Source organism: Streptomyces sp. NPDC002403, from assembly GCF_053593015.1.
In genome coordinates, this window is record NZ_JBSFBQ010000012.1 from 76,117 (window position 1) to 92,684 (window position 16,568).

The following is a 16,568-nucleotide window of genomic DNA, read 5'->3' on the forward strand; positions in this document are numbered from 1 at the left end:
GCCACGTCCCCGGAGCTGCCCGGCGCCTCACCGGGCCACGGCCAGACAGTAACCGGCGTCGCGGGCCAGCAGGTTGCGGTGGGTGTCCTCGGCGGTGACGACGCCCTCGTCCAGGACGAGGACACGGTCGGCGGCGTCCAGCAGGGCCGGGCTGCTGGTGATCACGACGGTGGTGCGGCCGCGGCGCGACTTCGCGACGTTGCGCGCGATGAGCTGCTCGGTGACCGCGTCGACCGCCGTCGTCGGGTTGTGCAGGACCAGTACGTCGGTGTCGGCGGCCAGGGCGCGGGCCAGGGACAGCCGCTGACGCTGCCCGCCGGAGAGGTTCGCCCCGCGGTCGCGGACCACGTGGTCGAGGCCGTCGCGGTGCAGGGCGACGACGTCCGTCAGCATCGACGCCTCGACGGCCTCGGGAATCGTCCGGCTGGTGCCCGACGGATCGATGTTCGTGCGGAGCGTGCCCGCGAAGATCTCGCCGTCGTACGGATTCACCAGCATGTGTTCGCGGACCGCCTCGACCGACAGCTCCGCGATCGGCTGCTCGCCGAGCCGCACCACTCCCTCGTACACGTCCGGCGCGACGTTCACCGCGAGGACCGCCGCGAGGTCGGCCGCCGCGCGCGGCTGATAGACGGCGATCGCGACGAACTCCCCCGCCGCCACCCGGAACTTCAGCCCGCGCAGCGACCCGTGCCGCACACCGTCCACCGCGAGTCCTCCGCCCGGTGCCGGGCGCTGCGATCCCGGGGTCGTCACCGGGGGCGCGGAGAGCACCAGGGCCATCCGCTCGGCCGAGGCGCGCGCCGTCATCACGTACTTGGGCATCTCCGAGAACATCTTGAGCGGCTCGATGATGAACTGCGCCAGGCCCACGGCCATGACCAGTTCCCCGATGGTGATCCGGCCGTCGAAGGCCAGCCAGCCCGCCGTCAGGGAGACGGCGGCGGCGAGGACCGCGTTCAGTGCCAGCGCGGTGCCCGCGTACGCGCCGTTGGCCCGGGCGACGGTGATCGCCTGGCGTTTCGCGTCCGTGCTGACCTTCCGGTACGACCCGAACGCGGCGTGGTTGCCGCCGAAGCCGTGCAGCGGGCGCAGGCCGATGATGAGGTCGGCGACCTTCGCGCCCGCCCGCGCCACCCGGGCCTGCTGTTCGCGGGTACTGGCTCCGATCCGCCTGGACATCACGGCCAGGACCGACAGGATCGCGACGGTCCCCACGATGACCAGCAGGCCGAGCCGGATGTCGGCCAGGCCCAGCGCGATGGCCGCGACCACCACCGCGACCAGCGAGCTGACCAGCAGCGGCACCACCTCGACGATGTCGGCGGTCTGGTCGGCGTCCTCGGTGGCGATGGTCAGCACCTCGCCGGACTTCAGGTCGACGTCCCTGGCCACCGGCTGGAGCCCGCAGGCGGCCACCTGCACCCGCCAGCGGTGCGCCTCGGTCGTGTTGGCCTTCTGCAGGACCCGCATCCCGAACCGCCACGACAGCGACACCGTCGTGATGATCACGGCCAGCGCGCCGATCGACAGGCCTAGCGCGGCCGGGCTGCGGTCCTGCAGCGCGTGCTCGACGATCAGGCCGAGCGCGATGGGGAAGGCGGTCTCCCCCGCCTGGTACAGGCCCATGAGGACGGTGCCCCGGACCATGGCGCCGATGTTGCGGCGCAGCGCGGTGCGCAGGATGTCCGCCCCCGGCCGGGGGCGCTGCGTGTCAGGAGTTCTCATCGAGGTGACGGGCAATCGCTTCCGGGGTTCGCAGGGTGAACAGATCACGGATGGTGATCACGGGACCGTACTCGCGGCGGAGCAGCCCGGTCAGCCGCACCGCCAGCATGGAGTGTCCTCCGAGGGACACGAAGTCGCTCACCGCGCTCACCTCGTCGTCTTCCAGGTCCAGTGCTTCGGCGAAGAACTCGCACACCAGGGTCTCGGTCGCGGTCTCCGGGCCGCGTTCTCCCGCCGTGGTCAGCGCGCCGAGCGGCCTGGCCTCCGGCAGCGCTCTGGTGTCGGCCTTCCCGTTCACGGTGAGCGGGATGCTGTCGACCCGGGCGAAGTGCGTCGGGCGCAGGAAGTCCGGGAGCCCGGCGCCCACTTCGGCGGCGACCCGCGCCAGGTCGGCGCCGTCCAGTACGAGATAGGCGGCCAGCCGGTACGCGCCGTCGACCTGGGGGTCGGGCTGGGCGACCGCGGCGACGAACCGCACCGCCGGGTGCGCCGCGAACACCGCCTCGACCTCGCCGGGTTCGACCCGGTGCCCGCGGATCTTGACCTGCTGGTCGGTACGGCCCAGGTACGTCAGGTTCCCGTCGGGCCGGCGGACCACCAGGTCGCCGGTGCGGTACATCCGTTCGCCGGGTCCGGCGAACGGGCAGGCGACGAAGCGGTGCGCGGTCTGGGCGCTCTGCCCGAGGTAGCCGCGGGCGATGCCGATGCCCGATACGTACAGCTCGCCGGGGACCCCGTCGGGCAGCGGGCGCAGCCACGGGTCCAGCACGTACACCTCGGTGTTGTCGATCGCCACGCCCACCACCGGGTCCTGGCACTCGAAGGTGCCGACGCCGAGGGTGTTGATGGTGTACTCGGTGGGCCCGTACAGGTTGTAGCCGACCGTGCCCTCGGTCCCGGCGAGCCGCTGCCAGAGCGTCGGGGTGACGGCCTCGCCGCCCAGCAGCACCAGCGCCGGCCGCCGTGCCGGGTTGTCCAGCAGGCCCTCGGCCACCAGTTGCTGGGCGTAGGTCGGGGTCACATTGATGACGTCGATGGCGTGCTCACGGCAGTACTCGACCAGGCGGGGGGCGTCGCGGCGCAGTTCCTCGTCGCAGATGTGGACCTCGTGGCCGTCGGCGAGCCACAGCAGTTCCTCCCACGACATGTCGAAGGCGAACGACACGGTGTGCGCGATCCGGAAGACCCGGTTGCCGTGCTCGGCGAGGACCGGTTCGAAGATGCGCCGCTGATGGTTGATCAGCATGTTGGTGAGCCCGGCGTACTCGGTCACCACGCCCTTGGGCTTCCCGGTCGAGCCGGAGGTGTAGATGGTGTACGCGGGGTGCCGCAGGCGGTCCGGGTCGTCGGGCGCGAACGTCACATACGGTTCGGCCTCGGGCAGGGGCCGGTCCAGCTCGATCGGCTCGCCGCCGAGCCGGGGCGACACGGCGCTCACGGTGAGGATCACCTCGGGCCGGGCGTCCGCGACGATGGCCGCGATCCGCTCGTCCGGGTGGTCCAGTTCCAGCGGTACGTACGCGGCGCCGACGCGCAGCACGGCGAACAGCGCCACGATCGAGTCGAGGGAGCGCGGAATCGCCAGACCCACGGTCGCCCCGGGTCCGATGCCCCGGCCGGCGAGCACCCCCGCCAGTTCCCGGCTGCGGTCCCGGAGCCGGGCGAAGGTCATGGCCGAGCCGTGGGCGACGAGCGCGACCCGGTCGGGATCGCGGTCGGCCGCCCGGTCGAAGCGGTCGACGACGGTGTCCGTGCCGATGTCGGTGCGTGCGGCGGGCCCGGGGGCCGGGGCGAGCCCCGGCAGTGCGCCCAGCCGCCCCGTCGACCGGGCGAGGTCCTCCAGTACGCGGAGGTAGTCGTCGAGGAGCCGGCGCGCACCCGCGGGGTCGCCGTCGCGGTGCTCCAGCTTGACCGTGAGCCGCTCGCCGGGCGTGACGACCCAGGTGAACGGGTAGTGCGTGGAGTCGTCGGCCCGCACCGAGGTGATGCCGTGGCGGGTGTTCATCTCGGCGAACGCGTCCAGGTCCAGGAAGTTCTGGAGCACGAACAGGTTGTCGAAGAGGGTGTCGTGCCCACTGGCCCGCTGGATCTCGCCGAGTCCCAGGTGCTCGTGCTCCATGGCCTCGACCCGGGCCGCCTGTACGGCCGACAGGTACGCGCCGGCCGTGTCGTCGGGCCGGGCACGCGTCCACATGGGCACCGTGTTGAGCAGGACACCGACGATACCGGAGTGGCCCTCGCCCTCCCGGCCCGAGACGGTCACACCGAACACGGCGTCACCGCGGCCGGTGCGGGCGCCGAGGAGCAGGCCGAACGCGCCGGTCAGCACCGTGTTCAGGGTGACGCCGTGCACCCTGGCCGCCTCCCGCAGCAGCTCGGACAGTTCGGCGGAGAAGGTGTGCGTGAGTGCGTGCGGCAGTCCGTCCGGGAAGGACGGGGCGGGTCCGGCGAGCAGTGTCGGGCCCGGCAGGCCGGCGAGATGCTCCGCCCAGAAGCGGTTCGACACCTCGGGGTCCCTGGCGTCGAGCGCCCGGACGTACTCCTCGAAGCCCGGTGCGGCGGGGACCGCGACCGGCGGATCGCCCGCCACGACGGCCTCGTACGCCTCGAACAGGTCCCGCAGCACGATCTCGCGGGACCAGCCGTCCCAGAGCAGCAGGTGGTAGCTGAGCAGCAGGCCGTCCCGGCCGTCGGGCAGCCGCACCACGGTCAGCCGGATCAGCGGCGGTTCGCCCGGGTCGAATCCCGACTCGCGGTCCCGGGTGCGCAGTTCCTCGGCCTCGGCGTCGCTCGTCACGGCGACCGTGCGGACGCCGACCCGCCGGCCCGCCCTGAGGACCTGGACCGGGTTCCCGTCGTCGTCGGTGGTGAAACCGGCACCCACGACCGGGTGGCGCGCGATCACGTACGCCATCGCCTCGGCCAGCGCGTCGGGGTCCAGGCGCCGGTCGAAGGTGAACCAGCTCTGCGCGACGTAGTGTCCGGCCTCACCCGCCATCTGGGCCTGGAAGAACAGGCCCCGCTGGAGCGGGCTGACCGGTGCGGTGCGCTCGGCCGTGGCGGAGGTGTCCGCGATGTGCTCCAGGGCGGTGCGCCAGTGCTCGGTGATCTCGTCGGGTATGCCCCCGGCGAGGGTGAAGGCCGCGTGCAGGCTTCCGGTGGTGTCGTCGGTCCAGGCATTGACCTCGACGGCGTACGGGCTGCCCTGGTCGCCGCCGGTGATGGGCAGCGCCCGGGACTCGCTGCCCCGGCCGAGGTAGTTGAACAGCACCTGCGGGCGGCCGCGCAGCAGCGGGGCCGTCTGCGGGTTGAGGTATCTGAGCAGGCCGTAGGCGATGTGCCCGTGCTCGTCCGGCTGGCGTTCGGCGACCTCGCGCGCCGCCGCGACGGGGTCGGTGTGCGCCGTGAGCCGCACCGGTGCGATGGAGGTGAACCAGCCGACGGTACGGGAGTAGTCGTGGTGCTCCAGGGCCGGGACCCGGCCGTGCCGCTCCAGTTCGATCGCGAGGTCGGTGGGTGTGGACTGGATGTGTGTCAGCGCGGTGCGCAGCGCACCGCACAGCAGCTCGGTGAGGCCCACGCCGAGGGCGGCGGGGGCGCTGCGGGTGACGCGGTCGCTCACCTCGGGGGCGAGCACGACCGTGGTCTCGCGCAGGTCCTGGACCTCGGGCAGCAGGGCGGGCGTCTCCAGGGTGGTGATCCAGTGGCCGAGAGCACCGGCCGCCGGGCCGGACCGCACCGCCAGCGCCTCGGCGTACTCGGCGTACGGCGTGGTCGGCGGGGGCAGGGCCGCGCCGCCCAGGGCGGTGGCCAGGTCGTCGAGGAGGATCAGCCAGGACACCGCGTCGACGGCGAAGTGGTGGACGGTGACCACCAGGGTGCGGCTCGCCGCCAGCCAGGAGAACGCGATGACGTCCCCGGACTCGGGGCCGAGCCGTCCGGCGGCCTCGTTCGCCGCGGCGGTGGCGTCGGGGGCGTCCGTCGGTGCGACGGCGGCCTCGCGGGCGGGTCCGGTGCGCAGGGTCCACACACCGTGCTCGACGCGCAGCCGCAGCCGGAGGACCGGGTGGGCGGCCACGAGGGCGTTCGCGGCGCGCCGGACATCGGCGAGGCCGGTGCCCTCGGCCGCCACCACCGCCCTGGCCTGGGCGAACCGGGCGAGTGATCCGCCCAGTTCGCGTTGGCGCAGGATGACCGGGGTGGCCGGCAGCGGGCCGTCCTCGCGGCGGGCCGCTGCGGACGCGACGGGCTGCGGGGTGTGCGTGGCCAGATGCCCGGCGAGCGCGCGCGGCGTCTTCAGCAGGAACACGTCCCGGGGGACGATCCGCAGGCCGAGCGCCCTGGCCCGGTTGATCACGGTGATGGCGACGATGCTGTCGCCCCCGGCGCCGAAGAAGTCGGTGTCGGCGTCGACAAAGACGCCGGGCAGTGTCTCCGCGAAGATGCCGACCAGTGCGGTGAGCGCGGAATCGCTCGTGGCCGCCGGGGTGTCGTCCCGGGCGGCGCGCTCGGTCAGGGCCTTGCGGTCCAGCTTGCCGTTGACCGTCAGCGGCAGGGCGTCGGCCGGCAGCACCCGGCCCGGGACCATGTGCGCGGGCAGCGTGGTGGAGAGCAGGGCGGTGAGGTCGCCGGGCACCCGGCCCACGACGTGTGCGACGAGGTGGTCGCCGCTGTCCGCCACGGTGACGGCGGCGTCGACGACGCCGTCGAGTTCCCGCACGGCGGACTCCACTTCACCGAGCTCGATGCGGAAGCCCTTGAGCTGCACCTGATCGTCGGCCCGGCCGGCGAACTCCAGCTCGCCGTCGAGGGTGCGGCGGGCGAGGTCGCCCGTGTGGTACATCCGGGAGCCGTCGGCCGTGAACGGGTTCGCCACGAAGCGGCCCGCGGTGAGCCCCGGCCGCCCCAGGTAGCCGAGCGACACCTGGTCCCCGGCGACGTAGACGGCACCCACCCGGCCCGGCGGCACCGGCCGGAGCCGGTCGTCGAGCAGATGGGTCACCAGGCCGGGAATCGGAGCGCCGATCGGGCTGGTGTCCCCGCCGGAGCCGAAGTCCTCGTCGGTCAGCACCCGGTGGGTGACATGGACGGTGGTCTCGGTGATGCCGTACATGTTGACCAGCTCGGGCGACCGGGTGCCGTGCCGCTCGACCCAGCCGCGCAGCCGCCCGAGGTCCAGCGCCTCGCCGCCGAAGATGATCCGGCGCAGCGCGGTGACCGGTTCACCGGCGAGCCGGTCGGCCTCGATGAACTGGTGGAACGCCGAGGGGGTCTGGTTGAGCACGGTCACCCCGCGTTCGCGGACCAGCCGGTGGAAGTCGACCGGGGAGCGGGTGAGTCCGTACTCCGGCACCAGCAGTTCGCCGCCGTGCACCAGCGCGCCCCACAGCTCCCAGACCGCGAAGTCGAAGGAGAAGGAGTGGAACTGGACCCATACGTCGTGCGGGCCGAAGTCCATGCCGGGACGGGTGTTGGCGAGGAGCGTCACCACGCTGGAGTGCGGGACGACGACACCCTTGGGCCGGCCTGTCGAGCCGGAGGTGTAGATCACGTACGCGGGGTCGTGCCGGCCGGCCCCGGGCCCGGCGGTGGCGGTGGCCGGGGCGGGCTCGTCGCCCTGGACGAGGACGCGGGCCTCCACGCCCGCTCGGGCCAGCAGGCGAGTGAAGCGGCCTTGCTGTTCACGGTCCACGAGCACGACCTGGGGTGCGGCGTCGGCGAGGATGTACTCCAGCCGCTCGTCCGGGTACGCCAGGTCCAGCGGTACGTACGCGCCGCCCGCGGTGACGACCGCGACCAGGGCGACGACCTGCTCCAGGGAGCGCGGTACGGCGACGGCGACCCGGGTGCCCGGCCCGGCCCCGGCCGCGCGCAGGACCGAGGCCAACTCGTCCTTGGCGTCGGCCAGTTCGCCGTACGTCAGTGACCGGGTGGCGCCGTCGAGGGCGCACTGGGTGACGGCGGTGGCTGCCGGGTCGCGGTCCGCGGCGGCGTCGAACAGCTCGCCCAGGGTCGCCGGGGGGACCGGTTCCGGGCTGCGGCCGGCCTCGGGGGGCAGGAGTTCGTCGACCGGGGTGTCCGGCCGTTCGAGCAGGCCGGCGAGGGTCCGGGTGAAGGTGTCCAGGATCGCCTCGGCGCTCTCCTGGCGCAGCAGCTCCCCGTCGTGGATCAGGTTGAAGCGCGGGCGGCCGTCGGCGGCGCGCTCCACGACCAGCGTCAACGGGTAGTGCGGGGCGCCCTCGTTGACGATGTCGGTGATGACCAGTGCGTCGCCGGGGCCGCGCAGCGCGTCCGCGTCGGTCGCGACGTCGAACACCACCAGGGTGTCGAAGAGCGGGCCGGCGCCGGCCCGGCGGCCGATCCTGGCCAGCGAGACGTGCTGGTGCGCCAGCACCGTGCTCTGGTGTTCCTTCACCGCGGCGAGCAGCTCGCCCGCCGTGGTGTTCGCGGACCAACGGGCCCGTACGGGAACGGTGTTGATGAACAGGCCGACCATGTCGCCGATGCCGGGCACCTCCGCGTCGCGCCCGGAGACCGTGGAGCCGAACACGATGTCCCGGCCGTGCAGGATGCCGCCCAGCGTCAGCGCCCACGCGCTGTGCACGGCCACGCTCAGCGGCACACCGGCCGAGCGGGCGGCGGTGTCGATGTCGAGGGCGGGCTCGGCGGCGGTGTCGGCGAACCGGTCGGAGGGGGTGTGCCCCTCGGCCACCAGCGAGGGGCCGGGCAGACCGGCGAGCTCGTCGTGCCACACCCGGTCGCTCTCGTCCTGGTCACGTCCGGCGAGCCAGGCCACGTAGTCGCGGTAGCCGCCGAGCGGGTACACGCTCCCCGGCGCGTGGTACTCGGCGAGCAGTGCGCGGAGCATCGGCGGCACCGACCAGCCGTCGGCGACGATGTGGTGCACGGTCTGCACCAGGACGTTGCGGCCGGAGCCGGCGCGGATGAGGGTGTACCGCATCAACGGCCCGGTGGCCAGGTCGAATCCGGCGCGGCGGTCCCGCTCGGCGTGGTCGCGGATCTCCTCGTCGGTGAGGCCGGGGCGGTCCAGCGTGGTGAAGGGTGCCTGCGCGCCGCTCTCGATGACGGAGACGACCCGGCCGTCGGCGAGGGCGGTGAACCGGGCGGCCAGGTTGGGGTACAGCGCGAGCAGCCGGGTGGCCGCCGCCGCGAGCCGGTCCGCGTCCACGTCGCCGTCCAGCGTCAGGAGTTGCTGCTCGACGTAGCTGCCGGTCGCGTCGTCGTCGAAGACCGAGTGGAAGTACAGGCCCTCCTGGAGGGGGGTCAGCGGCAGGATCTCGCGCAGCGCCGGGCCGTCCAGGTCGTCGACATCGGACTGGGTGAGCCGCACCAGGGCGAAGTCACTGGGGGTGTGGCCACCTTCTTCGAGGGCGGCCAGGGCGGACAGGGTGGCCCGGAAGTACGCGCCGAGGGTGGTGATGTCCTCGTCGGTGAACATCCCCTCGGGCCAGGAGACGGTGGTGACCAGCTCGTACGCACCGCTCGCGTCGGGTTCGGCGATGGCGTTGAACTCCAGGGCGCGCGGCAGCTTCATCCTCGGGTCGCGTCTCTCACCCAGCTGCCCCGTGGTGCCGGTGAGTTGCCAGTCGCCGGACGCACCCGCGTCGAAACGGCCGAGGTAGTTGAAGAGCACCTGCGGTGCGGGGGCGGTCAGCCCGGTTTCGCTCAGGTAGCGCAGGGCGCCGTAGGAGACGCCGTTGCCGGGTACGGCGGCGAGGTCCTCCTTGACCGCCTTGAGGGCGGCGGCCAGGTACGCGGGGGCGGTGAAGTCGGCTGCCGTGCCGGGGTCGACGGTCACCGGGAACAGGGTGGTGAACCAGCCCACGGTACGGGAGAGTTCCGGCTCGAAGCCGGTCGCGTCCGCCACGTGGCGTCCCTCGCGGCCGTGTCCCTCCAGTTCGATGTGGGCGAAGGTCTGGTCCTGCCCGCGGTCGCGGCGCCACCGGGCGAAGGTGACGGCGAGCGCGGTCAGCAGTACGTCGTTGACGCCCGCATGGAACTGCGCGGGGACCGTGCCGAGCAGCGCGGCGGTGTCCTCGGGGCCCACGGTGACGGTCCGCGTCCGCTCCCGGGCGACGGTGTCGGTCCCGGACGGTGCCCGTCGGCCCAGCGGTGCGTCGGCTCCCGGCAGGGGGCGCTGGAAGTGGGTGCGGTCGCTGTCGAAGGCCGCGCGGCCCAGCAGCTGCGTCCAGCGCCTGAACGACGTTCCCACGGGGGGCAGTTCGACCGGTGCGCCCGAGACGGCCTGGCGCCAGGCCGTGGCCAGGTCGTCCATCAGGATCCGCCAGGAGACACCGTCGATGACGACGTGATGGGCGACCAGGACCAGTTGCCGCGCCTCGCGGCGCCACACGGCGCGCAGCATCACGCCGTTGTCCGGGTCGAGCCCGTCGGTGGCGAGCTCCACGCACTCCGGGAGCGGCCGGTCGCTCTCCTGCCACCCGACGACGGCCTGCCCGGCCTCGGGGATGTCGAAGCTCCAGCGTTCGCCGCGCACCAGTACGGCGCGCAGCATGTCGTGCCGCCCCAGCAGCGCGGCGAGGATCTCGTCGAGCGCGCCGGCGGTCAGCTCCGCCGGTGTGTTCAGCACGACGGACTGCACGAAGCCGTCGATCGCGTCGGTGGTCCGGCCGAGCCACTGCACGATGGGCGATCCCACGACGGGGCCGGTCGCGACGTCGCCGTGGTCCACGGCGGAGACGTCCTCGCGGCTCGCCACCGCGGCCAGTGCCCCGAGGACGCTGTGGGTGAAGATCTGCCGTGCGGTGACGTAGAGACCGGCCTCCCGCAGCGCGCTCAGCAGTGAGATCGCCAGAATGCTGTCTCCGCCGAGCCGGAAGAAGTCCTGGTCGATCCCCGCCTTCTCCAGCCGCAGCACCGTCGCGACGGCCGCGCACACCACCCGCTCGTTGTCGGTGGCGGGGGCCACCGCGGAGCCCGTGCCGGTCTCGGGCTCCGGCAGGGCGCCCCGGTCGAGCTTGCCGTTCGCGGTGAGCGGGAACTCCTTCATCACGACGAGGTGGGCGGGCACCATGTACTCCACCATGTGCCGGGCGGCCCACTCCCTGACCTCGTCAGCCCGCAGCTCCTCGTGGCCGGCGGCCGGGATCACGTACCCCACCAGGTAGGTGCCGCCCGCCGTGTTCTTCTTCGCGACGACGCAGCTGTGCCGTACGCCGGGGTGTTCGGCGAGGCCGGCCTCGACATCCTCGATCTCCAGCCGCATGCCGCGGATCTTGATCTGGTTGTCGGCGCGGCCGAGGAAGTCCAGCGACCCGTCCGGGGCGAATCGCGCCAGGTCACCGGTTCGGTACAGCCGGGACCCGTCGTCGGCGAAGGGGTTCGCCACGAACCGGGACGCCGTCAGGCCGGGCGCGTTGACGTACCCGCGCCCCAGCAGGAGCCCTCCCGCGTACAGTTCGCCGCCGACCCCCACCGGGACCGGGCGCAGCTCGTCGTCCAGGACGTACAGCTGGGTGTTGGGGTTGGCCCTGCCGATCGACGTCGACAGGCGCTCGGCCGCACCCCGGTAGATGACGTGGGAGACGCCGATGGTCGTCTCGGCCGGGCCGTAGCCGTGGTAAAGGGGGATGCCGAGCCGGGTGCGGAATCGCTCGTACAGCTCCGGGGTCAGGACCTCGCCGCCGCACCAGACGTGCCGCAGGCTGTCCAGGCGGCCGGAGTGGCCCGCGATCTCCAGCAGCACGTCCAGCATGGACGAGACCAGGTAGGTGAAGGTGACGCGCTGCTCGGCGATCACGCTCAGCAGGTGGTGCGGGTCGCGTTCGCCGCCGGGCCGCAGGATCACCAGTCTGCCGCCGGAGACCAGCGGCAGGAAGATCTCGTTGATGGAGATGTCGAAGGACAGCGGTGCCTTGAACAGCGAGGCGTCGTCGTGGCCGAAGCCGAGGATCTCGTTCACCTGCCACAACAGGCGTTCGCTGATCGCCTCGTGACGGATCATGGCGCCCTTGGGCCGTCCGGTCGATCCGGAGGTGAAGATCACGTATGCCAGGGCGTCGCCGGGGACGCTCACCTCCGGCGCCTCGGTGGGACAGTCGCCGAACGCCCAGTCGCCGAGGTCGACGGCCACGGCGTCCGGTTCGCCCGCACCGTGTTCGCCGGAGTCGTTGAGCTGGAGCACGACCCGGGCGTCCTCGACGACGGCGGCGCGGCGCGCGGCGGGCCACTGCGGATCGAGCGGCACGAACGCGCACCCGGCCCGGAGCACGGCGAGGAGCCCGATGACCATCTCGGCGCAGCGGCCGAGCGAGATCCCGACGACCTGCTCGGAGCCGAGGCCGCGCTCGCTCAAGCGGTGCGCCAACTGACCCGAATAGTTTGCGACTTGACGGTAGGTCAATGAACGGTGCTCATCGGTGATCGCGACGGCGTCCGGCCTGGCGCGTGCCTGTTCGAGGAACATCTCCATGATGGTCGGGCGGACCCGGTCGGCCCGGTTGTCGTTCCACTCGGCCAGGGCTTCGAGCCTCGCCGCCACGCCGGACGGGCCGATGGTGCCGAGGGGGCGGTCCGGGAAGTCGGCCAGGTCGTCCAGTGCGAGCTGCGCGTCGGCCGGGCCGACGCCGTCGGGGAGGGTGATGCTCCAGCCGTCCGCGACGGGCTCCCAGCCGCCGCACCCGGCACCGCCGTTGTCGACCCATCCGAGGACGTCGGTGAACAGGATGCCGGGGGTGAGGTCCATGCCGTCCGGGCCGAGACCGGTCGCCCAGTACGACAGCCCGATGGCACAGGCCTCGACGATGGCCCGGTCACCGTAGTCGCCGGTTCGCCGGCGCACACCGGCCAGGCGGGCGGGCGAAAGCAGTACACGGGGAACGCTCGGTTCCGTCATCGAAGACTCAGCATCCTTCCAAGGCGAGCAAGTTGCCCAACCCGACTTAGGTTTACCTAACTACCCTCGCGCCAGGCGCGCCACAGACGCGCGTACTGGCCGCCCAGGGCCACCAGCTCCCCGTGCGTTCCCTCCTCCACCACGCGCCCCGCGGACAGCACGGCGATCCGGTCCGCCGCCATCGCCTGGGTCAGCCGGTGCGCCACGAACAGCGTGGTCCGCCCCGAACAGGCGGCCAGCACGGCCCGCTCCAGCTCGGCGGCGCCCTCGCTGCCCGCCTCCGCGGTCGACTCGTCGAGCACCACCACCGGCGCACGGCCCAGCACCAGCCGGGCCAGGGCGATCTGGGCGACCTTGGTGACATCCAGGCGCTCACCGCCCTCGCCGACCGTGGTGTTCAGCCCGTCGGGCAGCAGTCCGACCCACTCGCCCGCGCCGACCGTGCGCAACGCCTCCATCAGCTCGGCATCGCCCGCCCCGGGTGCGGCGAGCCGCAGATCCTCGGCGAGCGGCCCCGAGAACACATGGGTCTCCTGCGTCAGGATGCTCACCAGGGCCCGCGCCCCGGCCTCGTCCAGACCGGCGAGGTCGTGCGGCCCGACGCGTACCGCACCGGACTGCGGGGTCCCGATGCCGGCGATCAGCGCGGCCAGGGTGGACTTGCCGGCGCCCGTCGCCCCCACCAGGGCCAGCGAACCACCGGCCGGGATGGACAGGTTCACGTCCCGCAGGACCGGTTCATCGGTGTCGGGATAGCTGAAGGTCAGCCCCTCCACCGTCACCGGGTGCGGCCCGGCGCCGGCCGGCGCCACCGACACATCGCCCACCAGCCGGTCCTCCGCGGGCTCCCCCAGCACCCCGACCAGACGGGTGAGGCTCGCGCCCGACTTCTGCGCCTCGTCGAAGGTGAACATGATGGCGCCCAGCGGGGTGAACAGCCGGTGGAACATCAGCGGGGCCGCCGAGACCTCGCCCAGGGTGGCGGCGTCGGCCTCCAGCAGGGCGTACCCCACCACCACGATCAGGACCAGTCCGATGAACTCGGCGCGGTTCTCCCTGCCGACGAACCGCCCGAAGAAGCGGAACACGTCGACGCCCAGATCGCGCACCCGCCACGACTCGCGGGTGACCTTCTCGCGTACGGCGTCCTCCAGGCGGTACGCCCGGACCGTGTCGATCCCGTTCAGACCGCTGATCAGCGCCTGGGCGCGATCGGCCTGGGCGGCCCGCTGCTTCCGGTAGAGCGGTGCGGACCGGGGCAGGTACCACCGCAGCGCCAGCCCGTACGCGGGCAGCGCGCCGGCGCCCGCCAGGCCGAGCCGCCAGTCCAGTCCGAACATGCCGGCCGTGGCGATGACGACCAGCACGCCCGCGGAGAACACCGTGGGGACGGCGGACCGGATGCCCTTGGACAGCACGGCCACGTCGTCGCCGACCCGGGACAGCACATCGCCCCGGCCGACCTGTTCGACGCGTGCGCTCGGCATCCCCAGCACGGCGCGGACGGCGCCTTCCCGCAGCCGGGCGAGCAGATCCGCCCCCAGTCGCCCGATCAGGTACGTCGACACCGCGGTGGCGACCGCGCCGAGCAGCGCGGCGGCCACCATCAGTGCCCCGATCGTGACGAGCACCGAGCGCGATCCGCCTTCGGTCACCCCGTCGACCACCCGGCTCAGCAGGAGCACGGGGAGCACCTGGAGCGCCGCCCCGGCCACCGTGGTGAGGAGGGTGGAGGCCGTCAGCCACGGGGCCCGGCGGCAGTGCGCCGCCACCCATCCGGCGGCTTCGCCCCCGGTCGCCGTGCGCAGGGTCGCCGGGGCGACGCGGGTGTCGGTGGTGCTCACACGAAGACCAAATCTCTCCGGGGACGGGGCCGTCCGATCGGCATGTCTAGTCGACCGACTTGACGAGTTCGTCGATCGCGTAGGGCAACGACAGCAGGGTGCCCTGGGACATGGCCGCGCCGACCGCCGGACCCTCGCTGTCCAGCAGGTACGAGACCTTGCCGTTCTTGACGGCGGGCAGGTTGGCGAACAGCTCGAACTTCTTCAGCGCCCGGGTGTCCGTCTTGTCGTTGATGACGAAGATGCGGTCGACGTCGATCAGGTCGATGCGTTCGGGGGACAGCGTGGTGAAGAACTTGCCGTCCGCGATCTCGTCGATCCTGGTCTGGTACTTGAAGCCGGTGCCCGTCACCAGTCGTCCGCGCACATCGGTCGAGGTGAACGGCCCGACGGCATCCTTGTACCAGGACAGCGCCACGGCGGTCTGGTTCGCGAACTCGGGGTGCGCCTTCTTGGCCGCGTCGAGCTTGGTCTGGATGCCCTCGACCAGCCGGGTGCCCTCCTTCTCCTTGCCGAGCGCCTTGGCGATGTGCACCGCGTTGTCCTGCCAGGGCGCGCTGAAGGGCTCCTTCTCACCCTTGGTGCGGCCCACCGTCGGGGCGATCCTGGAGAGCTTGTCGTAGGCGGCCTGGTCGATCTCGGAGTAGACCGCGATGATCAGGTCCGGCCGCAGGGAGGCGATCTTCTCGTAATTGGGGCCCGAGTCACCGTTGTTCATGACGACCTCGGGGCGGGTGTCGCCCCACTTGTCCTTCACCCAGGGCCACTGGGTGTTGATGTCGGGGGACTTGCCCGCCGGGTTCGGGTACTGGTCGACCATGCCGACCGGCTTGATGCCGAGTGCCAGGATGGCCTGGTCGTCCGTGTAGCCCACCGAGACGACGCGCCGGGGGGCCTTGGTGATCTTCGTGGATCCGAACGCGTGCTCCACGGTGACCGGGAACGCGCCGGCGGCCGCGGCCGGGGTGTCGTCGCTCTTCTTGTCCGCCGAGTCGGAACCGCATCCCGCGAGGAGACCGACACCGAGGGCCGTGGCGGACAGCATCGCCGCCACCCGCCGCCAGGGCTTCACAAGCGTCGTTCGATGGAGAAGCATCCGGAATCCCTTGCTTTCACGCTGTCCACTGCACCTCTTAATAAGGGCAGCCAAACCTTACCTTGCACAAGTGAGGGTAGCCTAGCCTAACCAGGCAATTTTCCTCCATGGGGAACGAGTTGGGCCCTCGGCCGCTCCCGTGCCCGGCAGAACCTACGGATCGAGGCGCACGTGCGTACGGCCGATCGGCACGATGAGCGGCCGGTCCCCCACCGGATCGTCGATCACCGCGGCGCGCAGCCCGAACGCCTCGTCCAGCAACTCGGCGGTGATCACATCACGTGGATGCCCCTGCGCCAGGACGGATCCCGCCCGCATCACGATGAGGTTGTCGCTGTAGCGCGTGGCCAGATTGAGGTCGTGGAGCACCATGACCACGGTGCACCCCGACTCGTGCAGATCGTCCACCAGATCGAGTACGTCGATCGCGTGGGCCAGGTCCAGATAGGTGGTCGGCTCGTCCAGCAGCAGCAGGTCGGTGCCCTGGGCCAGGGTCATCGAGATCCAGACGCGCTGGCGCTGCCCGCCGGACAGCGAGTCGACCGGACGGTCCGCCAGTTCCAGGACCCCGGTCATGGCCAGGGCGCGCTCCACCACACCGGCGTCGTCCGAGGACCACTGCCGCAGCCAGCTCTGGTGCGGATGGCGCCCCCTGGCGACCAGATCGGCCACCGTCAGCCCCTCCGGCGCGACCGGCGCCTGCGGCAGCAGGCCGAGCTTCTTCGCCACGTCCCTGGTCCTGAGCCGGCCGATGTCCTCGCCGTCCAGCACGACTGTCCCGTGGTCCGGCTTGAGCAGCCGGGTCAGGGTACGCAACAGGGTGGACTTCCCACAGCCGTTGGGGCCGATGATCGTGGTGATCACCCCCGGGGGGATCGCCACGTCGAGACCGTCGATGACCGTCCGGCCGCCGTACCCGACCGTGACGCCCCTGGCCGCCAGCCGCGGGACCTCCTCGGCCCCGGCCCCGGTCCCCGCCTCGGTGATGAACTGAGTGGCCACAAGCACCTCTTGTCTGGATTCG

Annotated in this window: 5 protein-coding genes; all 5 read right to left on the reverse strand. The window is 72.3% G+C overall.

Annotation, left to right across the window (positions count from 1 at the left end):
- Nucleotides 1-27 precede the first annotated feature (27 nt).
- Nucleotides 28-1,728, reverse strand: coding sequence for an ABC transporter ATP-binding protein (locus ACWCPY_RS16205; protein ID WP_451265347.1), 1,701 nt, complete (start codon nucleotides 1,726-1,728; stop codon nucleotides 28-30).
- Nucleotides 1,715-12,604 carry an amino acid adenylation domain-containing protein gene (locus ACWCPY_RS16210; protein ID WP_451265349.1) on the reverse strand — a complete coding sequence of 3,630 codons (10,890 nt, stop codon included), beginning with the start codon at nucleotides 12,602-12,604 and terminating at the stop codon, nucleotides 1,715-1,717. The genes ACWCPY_RS16205 and ACWCPY_RS16210 overlap by 14 nt, the downstream gene beginning before the upstream one ends.
- Before the next feature lie 56 nt (nucleotides 12,605-12,660).
- A complete protein-coding gene (locus tag ACWCPY_RS16215) occupies nucleotides 12,661-14,448 on the reverse strand; it encodes an ABC transporter ATP-binding protein (RefSeq protein ID WP_451265351.1) in 1,788 nt (595 codons plus the stop codon).
- Nucleotides 14,449-14,494: 46 nt separating this feature from the next.
- Nucleotides 14,495-15,544 carry an iron-siderophore ABC transporter substrate-binding protein gene (locus ACWCPY_RS16220; RefSeq protein ID WP_451265353.1) on the reverse strand — a complete coding sequence of 350 codons (1,050 nt, stop codon included), beginning with the start codon at nucleotides 15,542-15,544 and terminating at the stop codon, nucleotides 14,495-14,497.
- Nucleotides 15,545-15,697: 153 nt separating this feature from the next.
- The gene (locus ACWCPY_RS16225) at nucleotides 15,698-16,546 is read right to left on the reverse strand and encodes an ABC transporter ATP-binding protein (protein WP_451265355.1); all 849 of its coding nucleotides are present in this window, start codon (nucleotides 16,544-16,546) and stop codon (nucleotides 15,698-15,700) included.
- Nucleotides 16,547-16,568: the final 22 nt, after the last annotated feature.

Bases quoted from the DNA above. Each gene is read 5' to 3' on its own strand.
- ACWCPY_RS16210 (WP_451265349.1), bottom strand. From the start codon at position 12,604: ATGACGGAACCGAGCGTTCCCCGTGTACTGCTTTCGCCCGCCCGCCTG.
- ACWCPY_RS16205 (WP_451265347.1), bottom strand. From the start codon at position 1,728: ATGAGAACTCCTGACACGCAGCGCCCCCGGCCGGGGGCGGACATCCTG.
- ACWCPY_RS16220 (WP_451265353.1), bottom strand. From the start codon at position 15,544: ATGCTTCTCCATCGAACGACGCTTGTGAAGCCCTGGCGGCGGGTGGCG.